The sequence below is a fragment of the Acidovorax sp. Leaf78 genome (assembly GCF_001422735.1).
Classification (GTDB): Bacteria; Pseudomonadota; Gammaproteobacteria; order Burkholderiales; family Burkholderiaceae_C; genus Acidovorax.
This window is the reverse complement of sequence record NZ_LMLZ01000022.1, coordinates 376,735-387,978: the sequence shown is the minus strand read 5'-3', so window position 1 is coordinate 387,978 and position 11,244 is coordinate 376,735. Positions and strand designations below refer to the sequence as shown.

9 protein-coding genes are annotated in these 11,244 nt (G+C 59.3%); 1 reads left to right on the top strand and 8 read right to left on the bottom strand.

The features are described from left to right. Positions 1-20 precede the first annotated feature (20 nt). From ASF16_RS20220 to dnaA, 8 genes are all read right to left on the bottom strand, one after another. Positions 21-623: a hypothetical protein gene (locus ASF16_RS20220; protein ID WP_056171511.1), complete on the bottom strand. Its 603-nt coding sequence runs from the start codon at positions 621-623 to the stop codon at positions 21-23. Between the two features lie 19 nt (positions 624-642). Further along, entirely contained in the window at positions 643-1,950 is a 1,308-nt protein-coding gene (locus tag ASF16_RS20215) for a restriction endonuclease subunit S (protein ID WP_056171509.1), read from the bottom strand. Then, positions 1,950-4,169, bottom strand: a complete 2,220-nt coding sequence (locus ASF16_RS20210) for a class I SAM-dependent DNA methyltransferase (RefSeq protein ID WP_056171508.1) — start codon at positions 4,167-4,169, stop codon at positions 1,950-1,952. The genes ASF16_RS20215 and ASF16_RS20210 overlap by 1 nt, the downstream gene beginning before the upstream one ends. Before the next feature lie 192 nt (positions 4,170-4,361). Next, positions 4,362-4,748: a nucleotide pyrophosphohydrolase gene (locus tag ASF16_RS20205; protein ID WP_235507453.1), complete on the bottom strand. Its 387-nt coding sequence runs from the start codon at positions 4,746-4,748 to the stop codon at positions 4,362-4,364. An 11-nt stretch (positions 4,749-4,759) separates the two neighbouring features. After that, the gene (locus ASF16_RS20200; protein ID WP_056171506.1) at positions 4,760-5,011 is read right to left on the bottom strand and encodes a hypothetical protein; all 252 of its coding nucleotides are present in this window, start codon (positions 5,009-5,011) and stop codon (positions 4,760-4,762) included. Between the two features lie 78 nt (positions 5,012-5,089). Beyond that, complete coding sequence (gene gyrB, locus ASF16_RS20195) at positions 5,090-7,705, bottom strand: DNA topoisomerase (ATP-hydrolyzing) subunit B (protein WP_056171504.1); 2,616 nt, start codon at positions 7,703-7,705, stop codon at positions 5,090-5,092. 181 nt (positions 7,706-7,886) lie between these two features. Beyond that, positions 7,887-9,005, bottom strand: coding sequence for a DNA polymerase III subunit beta (dnaN, locus tag ASF16_RS20190; RefSeq protein ID WP_056171502.1), 1,119 nt, complete (start codon positions 9,003-9,005; stop codon positions 7,887-7,889). 166 nt (positions 9,006-9,171) lie between these two features. Beyond that, positions 9,172-10,596, bottom strand: coding sequence for a chromosomal replication initiator protein DnaA (dnaA, locus tag ASF16_RS20185; RefSeq protein WP_056171500.1), 1,425 nt, complete (start codon positions 10,594-10,596; stop codon positions 9,172-9,174). A 488-nt stretch (positions 10,597-11,084) separates the two neighbouring features. Between dnaA and rpmH the strand changes: the two genes are divergently transcribed. Next, complete coding sequence (rpmH, locus tag ASF16_RS20180) at positions 11,085-11,219, top strand: 50S ribosomal protein L34 (RefSeq protein WP_005798102.1); 135 nt, start codon at positions 11,085-11,087, stop codon at positions 11,217-11,219. The last annotated feature ends 25 nt before the right edge of the window (positions 11,220-11,244 follow it).

The following is an 11,244-nucleotide window of genomic DNA, read 5'->3' as shown; positions in this document are numbered from 1 at the left end:
AATACTTCGGATTCCGCCTATTAGCGAATCACCTCAATATTGCTGTTGTCCAAATCCGCCAGCGCCATGCCATTGAGGTCGGCATAGCGGTAGTGGCGTATCGTGTGATCGCGCTGCAGGTACTTGCCATCCGCATCCAGATAAGGCGTCGGTTCAGGATGGTTGCTCAGTACATACTTGGTAGCGTGAATGGCGCTGCGCTTGGTGGTGTACGCATTGATGGTGGCGTGCAGCGCCTTGAGCCAATCCACACTGGCTTTCAACTGATCGGGTACATCGTGTGGAATGCTCTCTGACTTGAACTCAAGGCAGTACACATGCAGCTTGTTCTTGCGCAGGTTGAATACCACGAAGTCACATCGCTTCGACCAGGGCTTGGCTGTATCGTCCAGAAAGTGAAACAACGGCAGTGATGAGCCGTTCTTCTTGGTGTCCAGCTTGATCACCAGAGTTTCGCCCGTGGTCTGCAAGCTCACCTTGTACTCAATGGGCTTGCTGCCGATTTGGCCGAATATCTTTTCCTTCAATACCACCTCGCTGCCACTCACCTGCGGCTCACCGTAGTGATTGGTATTCAGATAGGACTTCAGGCAGTTGAAATAGCCCTGTGCGTTCAACGCCATTGAGAGCAGCCTCCATTCATTAGATCACCTCTTCGACGGTCGGTGGAATCTCAAAATCACGCACGTCGATTTTTCCGGTTACTGCATTGGTAATAAGTGCCGACCGATATTCGTTAAGTCGATCAATTGCGCCATTTATTCTTGCCACTTGAGCGTCGAGTTGCGCAGTCTTTTTATCAAGGAACTCGACAATCGCTTGCTGCTCAAGCCTGGTGGGAAGTCCAATCAAAATGCAACCAACAGTATCGGTATTGAGATTAAGTTGGGTTCCCATCTTCCCAAGCCCTAAATAAGGCTGGCCACATGCAAACAGGTAGTAAAAAAATTCGTTTGACTCCTGCAAATCGGGGAAGTAGACAAATCCATCATGGATGCAGCATTTGATATTTGTAATTATTGGCTTTCCAACCGTTCCCGCAATACTCAAAAAGAGATCGCCCGGATAGCGCTTCACACTTAGTGAAGACCCTAGTTCGGAAAGACGCTGCGTCGTATTTTCAAGATAACGATCACTGGCCGACACATCAGAGATTCGAACCCAAGCAAATTCCCCGTCATCGTCAAAATACTTGGGATCATCAATGGGGCGTGGAGAAGCACCACGCTTGACCGGGGTTATGTGTTTAATGCGTATGACTTTCCAGTGCGCTGGAATGTCACCAAGCCACGCCACCCCCGAATCCTTCATGGGAACAAACGGATCAAGCCCCTTGGTGACAGCATGGCTGATAAGCGCCGTGCGCTTCTCGGCAAGTTTGTCGAGCAGCGATTTTTTCTTTGCGATCAGGGCATCAATTTGTACGGTTTTGAAATCGAGGAAGCGGGCGATGACCTTTTGTTCTTCTACGTCTGGTAAGAGAACCGGAAGGTTTCCAATGAAATCCCAATTTGCACGCGGCATCTTGCTGCCAAAAGTCGAAGAATCAACAATGTTGATGAAATCACGGGACAGCATGTAGTACTTCAGAAACTCGGCATGCAGCTCATCTTTGCTTCTTACAACCAATGCTTCGCTCGAAATCAGTCCATCCTGCTGAGCCAAGTGAACTTTGGCGAGATATGGGCGTAACTTCCCGAAGAGGACATCCCCCATTACGAACGACGATGCCAGGCCTTCGCTATTGCTAATTTCACCCTCGATCTTCCTTCCGGTCCATGATTCGATGTGTTCCAGGCCGAGATAAGGCAATGGCGAATCTTCGACGCTTACTTTGTTGTTGATGAGATCAGTTGAGAATTTCAGTCTCTTTATTCGCCAATGGATGGGCTTTTTCTGCAACCATGAGATCCCCGAGCTGTCCAGCTCCTTGTATTGCGCGTATCCCATCACACCACCTCACTCAGCATGGCCATGATGTCTTTTTCGAGTTGGCTGATTTCGCCTGCAATCACTTCCAGCGGACGCGGCGGTTGATAGACATAGAAATGCCGAGTCAGCGGGATTTCGTAGCCCACCTTGGTTTTGCTGTGGTCAATCCAGGCATCCGGCACATGCGGCAGCACTTCGACTTTGAGGTAGTCCTCGCAGTGGCTTTTCACCAGTGCTAACAGCTCGTCGTGGCCGGTTTCGTTGTCGTAGCCCAGCGGCAGCGGCAATTCAATGTCGTTCGGCAGGGCCACGATTTCGGTATCGCGCAGATCGGCATCGGGCTCCGGGTTGCCCTTGGCATCCAGACAGATGTCGGCCTTGGGGTCGCGTTCCGACAGCGCCGCCAAGATGGCTTTTTTCACTGGCGCAGGAACCTTGTTGGGTAACTTTTTCAGGGCTGCATCGAGCACAGCCTCGAATGCGGGGCGATTGCGGTACTGCGTTTCACTGTCCATGCCCTGCAGGGTGGCCTTGATGGCTGCCTGTGTTTCTTGGCCTGCCGCGACTTCCGCGCGATAGGCTGCATCGTCTTTACGCTTCTTGCTGCTTGCCAAATTGACAAAGGCGCTCTGCTCATCCAGCTTGGCAATGCGCTCTGCGCTGGCCTGAAAGTTCAGGCGCAGCGGGCGCTCAACGGTGATCTTCAAGAAGCCAAATTCGCGGTTCTCGAAGAGCTTGCTGCAAACCCGACGCTCGGGTTTGCCGTCCACCAGCACTTCACCTTCTGCATCGTGGTCGTGCTCTGCATACAGGCGCACCAATCCCTTGATGTGCTCGTCCGACAGTTCGTTGCGCTTGTTGCCCAGGCTCTTGTCCATCTTTTTGAAATGGCGGGTGCCGTCGATCAACTGCACCTGGCCTTGGCGATGGGCGGGTTTATTGTTGGTGACGATCCAGACGTAAGTGTAGATGCCCGTGTTGTAGAACATCTGGTCTGGCAGCGCCACGATGGCGTCGAGCATATCGCGCTCAATGATCCAGCGGCGGATATTTGACTCGCCTGATCCAGCGTCGCCCGTGAAAAGGGGCGAGCCATTGAACACGATGGCTATCTTGGAACCGTCGCCACCGACGTTCTTGCCCTCGACCAGTTTGGGCGGCTGGTGCATCTTCGAGATCATGTGCTGCAAAAAGAGCAGCGAGCCATCGTTGATACGTGGCAAGCCTGCACCAAAGCGGCCAGAGAAGCCTTGGTCTTCGTACTCCTCACGCACGAAGTCTTCTTCCGGCTTCCACTCCACGCCAAAGGGCGGGTTGGCCAGCATGTAGTGGAATTTCCTGTCCGGGTGGCCGTCGTGCGGCACAAAGCCGTTGGTCTTGTTCTTGGCGTCTTTGATGCCCAGCGTGTCGCCGTAGATCAAATTGTTGATTGGCTCGTCCTTGATCAAAAGGTCTGAGCAACAGATGGCGTAGGACTCGGGGTTGTACTCTTGGCCGAAAAGCTCGATGTTGGCCTGAGGATTCTTGGCCATGGCGGCTTTTTCAGATTCAGACAGCATGCCGCCAGTACCGGCAGTGGGGTCGTACACACTGCGATAGATGCCCGGCTCGAAGATGCCGTCTTCCCCTGTGAGGACCAGTTCAACCATCAGGCGAATGACTTCACGCGGGGTGAAGTGGTCACCGGCCTCTTCGTTGGCTTGCTCGTTGAACTTGCGCACCAGTTCTTCGAACAGGTAACCCATCTGCAGATTGGTGATGGCCTTTGGCGACAAGTTGATGTCTACCGAGCAGAACTCCTTGATGATCAGATACAGGCGATTGGCCTCGTCCAGCTTGGCGATCTCTGTTTCAAACTCGAACTTGTCGAAGATGTCGCGGGCGCGTGGTGAGAAGCCCTGGATGTAGGCGATCAGGTTGCCTGCTATGTTGGGTGCGTCACCTAGCAGCTTCTCAAACGTGAAACCGCTGGTGTTGAACAGCTCCTGCTTGCGGTCGGCGGCGGCGATGCGTGACAGTGCCTTTTCCAGCGCCGGGCCAGTGATGCCTTTGTCTTCTAGGCGCTTTTTTTCGTCCAGTACCTTCTGCTTGTTTTCAGCCAGCACGAGGTCGAAGCGGCGTAGAACAATCAGCGGAAGCATAACTCTACGGTATTGGGGCGGCCGGTACGGTCCCCTCAGCTTATTGGCGATGCTCCAGATGAACGTAATAAGAGCTTGATGTTGAGAGTTCTGCATTTAATTGTTTGGGGACCACAGTTGTGCCCGATGTTGAATTCTCGTTTTGGTTTTTGCGAAACGCAGAACCACCTAACTTATCGTGATGATTTCACGATCGCGTGATTGCTATATAAACAATAGCAAATTGGGCACATTTTGAGCAAAAAAAGCGCTCCATGGAGCGCTTCGCAACATGAATAGGTGAAGGAACTACCTCTCCTTCTTCCTTTGCTCCTGCCCCACCGGATACTTCCCCCCATTGATCTCCATCTTGGCATTCGCCGCCTCGATCAAATCCACATCCAGCGCCGTAGCCATCTGCACCAGGTACAGCAGCACATCCGCCATCTCGTGGGCAACGGCCTGCTTCTTGTCCGCCGGCAGATTCCGGCTCTGCTCCTCGGTCAGCCACTGAAAGTGCTCCAGCAGCTCGCCGGCCTCCACGATCAGGGCCGATGCCAAGTTCTTGGGCGAATGCAACTGGCCCCAGTCGCGTTGCTGCGCGAAGTCCTGCAGGCGCAAGGCCAGTTGCTGGAGTGATGTGGGGGCGGGGTCTCCGGATGGAGACGCGTCCGACGGCATGTTGGGCTGCAGCATCGGGCGGATCACTACAACGGCTTGACGGCAGCGAGTTCGCGCGAGCGCGCTATATCCAACTCGGCATCGACAGCGCCTGGCCAGGCCAGAAGGTCTGCAATACTTTGGCGGCCGCTGCTCAGTGACTGGTACAACCCATGGCTCATGAGCACATGGGTCGTCAGGCCATGGTCCGTGATGAAAACAGGGCCATTGTTTGCGGCTAGCAATGCCTTGCTCGCGGCTTGGTTGAATTCCTGGCTGGATAGGACAGTGATCGTCATGCCTGCACCTCCTTCATGACGCAAGCTGCTGATGGTGGGGAGAGGTAAAAGCAAGGCCTTACCTGCTGCCCGCCATCATCAAACGTCGATATTCCCCGCGCGCAGCGCGTTGGTCTCGATGAAGTCCCGACGCGGCTCCACCTCGTCGCCCATGAGCATGGTGAACACGCGGTCGGCCTCGATGGCGTCGTCGATCTGCACGCGCAGCAACCGCCGCACATTCGGGTCCATCGTCGTTTCCCACAGCTGCTCGGGGTTCATCTCTCCCAGCCCCTTGTAGCGCTGGCGGCTGGTGGTGCGTTCGGCTTCGGTGATGAGCCACTTCATGGCCTGGCGGAAGTCGCCGACTTTTTCTTCCTTTTGCTTCTCGCCTTCGCCGCGCAGGGCCTTGGCGCCCTCGCCCAGCAGGCCGCGGAAGGTTTCGGCGGCTTCGGCCAGGGCTGAGTAGTCGGCGCCGTGCACGAAGTCTTGCGTGATGACGCTGCTCTTGACGTTGCCGTGGTGGCGGCGGCTGATGCGCAGGATGGGTTTGTCGGTGCGCACGTCGAATTCGCCGGCCACTTCGGCGGGGGTGCCGGTGGCGTTCAGCTCGCGCAGCTTGACCTGCAGGGCCACGGCGCTGGCTTCGGCGTCGGCCACGGTGTCGAGTTTCAGGCTCACGCCGTCGGCCACGGCGCGCAGGGCTTCGGCGTCCATGAAGTTGGACAGGCGGTGGATCACGCTTTCAGCGACTTGGTGCTTGCGCGCCAGTTCGGCCAAAGTTTCTCCGGCCAGCACTTGCGGGTTGGCGCCGCCGGTGCTCACGCTGGCGTGGTTCAGCGCAATGCGCAGCAAGAAGCCGTCGAGTGCGGGGCCGTCCTTCAGGTACAGCTCTTCCTTGCCGGCCTTGACCTTGTACAGCGGTGGCTGCGCAATGTAGATGTGGCCGCGCTCGACCAGCTCGGGCATCTGGCGGTAGAAGAATGTCAGCAGCAGGGTGCGGATGTGGGCGCCGTCGACGTCGGCGTCGGTCATGATGATGATGCGGTGGTAGCGCAGCTTGGCCACGTCGAAGTCGTCGCCCCCGGTGGTGCCGCCGGCCTTGCCGATGCCGGTGCCCAGGGCGGTGATCAGCGTCAGGATTTCGTTGCTGGTCAGCAGCTTCTCGTAGCGGGCTTTTTCCACGTTCAGGATCTTGCCGCGCAGGGGCAGGATGGCCTGGAACTTGCGGTCGCGGCCCTGCTTGGCGGAGCCGCCGGCGGAGTCACCCTCGACGATGTAGATCTCGCACATCGCCGGGTCTTTTTCCTGGCAGTCGGCCAGTTTGCCGGGCAGGCCCATACCGTCGAGCACGCCCTTGCGGCGGGTCATTTCGCGGGCCTTGCGGGCGGCTTCGCGGGCGCGGGCGGCCTCGACGATCTTGCCGCAGATGATCTTGGCGTCGTTGGGCTTTTCCTGCAGGTAGTCGGTCAGCAGCTTGCCCACGATGTCTTCCACGGGGGCGCGCACTTCGCTCGACACCAGCTTGTCCTTGGTCTGGCTGCTGAACTTGGGCTCGGGCACCTTTACGCTCAAGACGCAACAGAGCCCTTCACGCATGTCGTCGCCGGTCACTTCGACCTTGGCCTTCTTGGCGAATTCGTTTTCTTCGATGTACTTGTTGATGACGCGGGTCATCGCGGCGCGCAGGCCGGTCAGGTGGGTGCCGCCGTCACGCTGGGGGATGTTGTTGGTAAAGCAGAGCACTTGCTCGCTGTACGCGCTGTTCCACTGCATGGCCACTTCGACGCCGATGTGCGTGCCGGGGATGCCGCCATACGTCTCGGCGGGGCGCTCGCCTGCCGCGTAGAACGATGTGGGGTGCAGCACCGTCTTGCCCTTGTTGATGAACTCGACAAAGCCGCGCACGCCACCGGCGCCCGAGAAGTCGTCTTCCTTGCCGCTGCGCTCGTCCTTCAAGCGAATGCGCACGCCGTTGTTCAAAAACGAGAGTTCGCGCAGGCGCTTGGCCAGGATCTCGTAGTGGAAATCGTTGTTCTCTTTGAAGATCTCGGTGTCGGGCAAGAAGTGCACTTCGGTGCCGCGCTTGTCGGTGTCGTCCAGCACCTGCATGGGCGAGACTTCGACGCCGTTCACGGTTTCGACAATGCGGTTCTGCACAAAGCCCTTGCTGAACTCCAGCACATGGACCTTGCCTTCGCGGCGCACGGTCAGGCGCAGCATTTTGCTGAGCGCGTTCACGCAGCTCACGCCCACGCCGTGCAGGCCGCCGGAGACCTTGTAGCTGTTCTGGTTGAACTTGCCACCCGCGTGCAGTTCGGTCAGTGCGATCTCGGCGGCACTGCGCTTGGGCTCGTGTTTGTCGTCCATCTTCACGCCGGTGGGGATGCCGCGGCCGTTGTCGGTGACGCTGATGGAGTTGTCGCTGTGGATCGTCACCACGATGTCATCGCAGTGGCCGGCCAGGGCTTCGTCGATGGAGTTGTCGACCACCTCGAACACCAGGTGGTGCAGGCCGGTGCCGTCGGACGTGTCGCCGATGTACATGCCGGGGCGCTTGCGCACGGCCTCCAGGCCTTCCAGGATGGTGATGGCGCCTTCGCCGTAGCTTTCGCTGGCCCCTGCCTGGTTGGTGTCGATCTTGGCGAGGGTGGGCTCAACATGGCCGGAGACGCCGGTGTCTTCGGGCTCGGAAGGGATGTTGTCTGCGGTCATGGTGGGCCTTGGGATCCGTGGAGGCCGGGGTCGGCGTCCAATGTGTTCAATAGGGGTCTAATAGCACTCTACCGCTTGTCTATCCTGCGGTAGCAGCTATCATTACAGTAGCAAAAGCGAAGCAGCCCCGTTCAGGCCATGCACATGCGGACGCACAGGCATGCCGGGCCGGGGCCGGTGGCTAGATGCGCATCGGCATCACCACGTACTTGAAGCTTTCGTTGTCGGGGATGGTCATCAGCGCAGAGCTGTTGCCGTCCGAGAGCTCCACCTTCACCATGTCCTGGCCCATGTTGGCCAAGGCGTCGATGAGGTAGGTCACGTTGAAGCCGATCTCGATGGTGTCGCCACCGTAGTCGATGTCGAGCTCGTCCACGGCTTCTTCCTGCTCGGCGTTGTTGGACGCCACGCGCAGGGTGCCGGGCTCCAGGTTCAGGCGCACGCCCTTGAACTTGTCGCTGGTCATGATGGCGGTGCGCTGCAGGCTGGCCAGCAGCGGCGCGCGGCCCAGGGTGATGCTGTTCTTGTGGTTCTTCGGGATCACGCGGTTGTAGTCGGGGAACTTGCCCTCGACCAGCTTGGTGACGAACTCCATGCCGCCGAAGGTGAACTTCGCCTGGTTGTTGGCGAACTGCATCTCGATGTGGGGCTGGTTCTCGCCGCCGGCGTCCGACAGCAGGCGCTGCAGCTCGATCACGGTCTTGCGCGGCAGGATGACTTCCTGCTTGGGCACTTCGACGTCCAGCGTGGCGCTGGCAAAGGCCAGGCGGTGGCCGTCGGTGGCCACCAGGGACAGCTGCTTGCCTTCGGCCACGAAGAGGATGCCGTTGAGGTAGTAGCGGATGTCCTGCACCGCCATCGCGAACGACACCTGCGACAGCAGGTCCTTCAGCACCTTCTGCGGCACGCTGAACGCGGGGCCGAAGGCGGCGGATTCCTGCACCAGCGGGAAGTCTTCGGCCGGCAGGCTCTGCAGGGTGAAGCGGCTCTTGCCGCCCTTGAGGATGAGTTTGGACTGCTGCGACTCCAGGCTCACCGTCTGGTCGCTGGGCATGGTGCGCAGGATGTCGATCAGCTTGCGCGCGCCCACGGTGGTGGTGAAGTCGCCGGTGTCGCCGCCCAGCTCGGCCGTGGTGCGGATCTGGATTTCGAGGTCGCTGGTCGTCAGCTGCAGGGCATTGCCTGTCTTGCGGATCAGCACATTGGCCAGGATGGGCAGGGTGTGCCGGCGCTCGACGATGCCAGCCACGGACTGCAGTACCGCGAGAACCTTGTCTTGTGTTGCCTTCAGGACGATCATGTCATCAACCTCTTGTGGATTTTCTAAAACGGTGCGTCGGCAGCGGCACGGGTGGTGCCCCCCTGCTGCCCAATCCGTCATTTTGCCTTGTAAGAACGTGTTTGCTGCCTCGGCATGGCAACGAACAAGTTCTTACAGAAGCGGGCCTGGCTGGACACACGGGAGTTCAGCCTTTCAGCGTCTGCTCCAGCACGTGCAGCTGCTGGTTCAACTCGGTCAACTGCTGGCGCTCGCCGGAGATCTTGCGCACGGCATGCAGCACGGTGGTGTGGTCCCGCCCGCCGAACAATTCTCCGATCTCCGGAAGGCTCTTTTGCGTCAGCTCCTTGGCCAGGTACATCGCGATCTGGCGCGGGCGGGCAATGCTGGCCGGGCGCTTCTTGCTGTACATGTCGGCGACCTTGATCTTGTAGTAGTCGGCCACCGTCTTCTGGATGTTTTCCACACTGATCTGCCGGTTCTGGATGGACAGCAGATCGCGCAGCGCCTCGCGGGCCAGCTGGATGGAGATTTCCTTCTGGTTGAAGCGCGAGTACGCGAGGATCTTGCGCAGCGCGCCTTCGAGTTCGCGCACGTTGGAGCGCACGTTCTTGGCGACGAAGAAGGCGACCTCCTCGGGCATTTCGGTGCCTTCGACGCGGGCCTTGTTGATCAGGATGGCCACGCGCATTTCGAGTTCGGGCGGCTCGATGGCCACCGTCAGGCCCGAATCGAAGCGCGAGACCAGCCGCTCGTGGATGTTGGCCAGGCCCTTCGGATACGTGTCCGACGTCATCACGATGTGCGACTTCTTGGCCAGCAGGGCCTCGAACGCGTTGAAGAATTCTTCCTGCGTGCGGTCCTTGTTGGCGAAGAACTGTACGTCGTCGATGAGCAGCAGGTCGAGCGAGTGGTAGCGCTCCTTGAACTCGTCGAAGGTGCGGCGCTGGTAGGCCTTAACCACATCCGACACGAACTGCTCGGCATGGATGTAGAGAACTTTGGCGTCGGGCTTGTCCTGCAGCAGGCGGTTACCCACAGCGTGCACCAGGTGGGTCTTGCCCAGGCCGACACCGCCGTAGATGAACAGCGGGTTGTACAGATGGCCCGGCATGCCGGCCACGTGCATCGCCGCGGAGCGTGCCATGCGGTTGGCCGTGCCCTCCACCAGGGTCTCGAAGGTGAGGGCCGCGTTCAGGCGGTTGCGGAAGGCACCGGCCGAGGCGTCGTCGCTGCTGGCGGCGGGCGATTCGGCGGGCTGCGGGGTGTTGGTCGGCTCGGCTGCGGCGGGGCGAACGTAAGTGCGGGCCACGGATTCCCGCTGAGCGAGCGCTAACTCCAGCGTGACGGGCTGGCCGTACAGGCCTTCGAGCAGCGACGCGATGCGGCCCGCGTACTGCGCGCGGATCCAGTCGAGCTTGAAGCGGTTGGCCACCAGCAGGGTGACCTTGGAGAAGTCTTCGGCCACCTGGGCGGTCAGCGGCTTGATCCAGGTGTTGAACTGCTGCTCGGGCAGGTCTTGCGCCAGTTGCTCTACGCAGGCTTGCCACAGGCCCTGGCCGGCGTCGGAGCCGGACGATGGAAGGGTGCTGCGGGAGGGTTCCTCGGTCATTTCGGGGGAATTCTTGTTGTGGATAGGAGGAACGGGGCTGGGCGGGGGATTGTACCTTGTCAAGGAGTTATCCACAATTTGCGGCCTGCCCGCAGCCGGGTGATTCCCGGGGTTGAGTTTTGGTCGTGGCTGTGCTCGCTGGAGGGCTTTCGGGACCCGCTCGTCGGTGAACATATCTGTGCTTTGGCCGCGCGTTTTAGTGGGGCTCAAGGGGTACGACAACCCGCCGGCCAGCCCGGCCAGGCCTGTCTTTCAACGGCCCCGGCCAGTGCGAACAAGGCCCGTCCAGCCGAAAGGCATTGCCAGCGGCCACCAAGCCTGCGATAATTTTGGGTTTCCCTGAATGTGTTCAGGGTGATTTGACCCGGCGCGCCGTTATTTCTGCCCCGTGGGTCTGCCGCCAAGGCGCTGTTTTATATGGTGTGGCTGTGCAGATTGCAGGGGGTTCAAGAGCAGCAGTCCGGAACTGAACCTCAAGGAATAGCACCATGAAACGTACTTACCAGCCCTCCAAGACGCGCCGCGCGCGCACCCACGGTTTCCTCGTCCGCATGAAGACCCGCGGCGGCCGTGCCGTCATCAACGCACGCCGCGCCAAGGGCCGCAAGCGTCTGGCCGTCTAAGGCAGACCCGGTCTACGGCCTGCAC

Excerpts from the sequence above, each read along its gene's own strand:
- dnaN (WP_056171502.1), bottom strand. The coding sequence starts at position 9,005 with ATGATCGTCCTGAAGGCAACACAAGACAAGGTTCTCGCGGTACTGCAG.
- dnaA (WP_056171500.1), bottom strand. The coding sequence starts at position 10,596 with ATGACCGAGGAACCCTCCCGCAGCACCCTTCCATCGTCCGGCTCCGAC.
- ASF16_RS20200 (WP_056171506.1), bottom strand. The coding sequence starts at position 5,011 with ATGACGATCACTGTCCTATCCAGCCAGGAATTCAACCAAGCCGCGAGC.
- ASF16_RS20215 (WP_056171509.1), bottom strand. The coding sequence starts at position 1,950 with ATGGGATACGCGCAATACAAGGAGCTGGACAGCTCGGGGATCTCATGG.
- ASF16_RS20205 (WP_235507453.1), bottom strand. The coding sequence starts at position 4,748 with ATGCTGCAGCCCAACATGCCGTCGGACGCGTCTCCATCCGGAGACCCC.
- gyrB (WP_056171504.1), bottom strand. The coding sequence starts at position 7,705 with ATGACCGCAGACAACATCCCTTCCGAGCCCGAAGACACCGGCGTCTCC.
- ASF16_RS20220 (WP_056171511.1), bottom strand. The coding sequence starts at position 623 with ATGGCGTTGAACGCACAGGGCTATTTCAACTGCCTGAAGTCCTATCTG.
- rpmH (WP_005798102.1), top strand. The coding sequence starts at position 11,085 with ATGAAACGTACTTACCAGCCCTCCAAGACGCGCCGCGCGCGCACCCAC.
- ASF16_RS20210 (WP_056171508.1), bottom strand. The coding sequence starts at position 4,169 with ATGCAGAACTCTCAACATCAAGCTCTTATTACGTTCATCTGGAGCATC.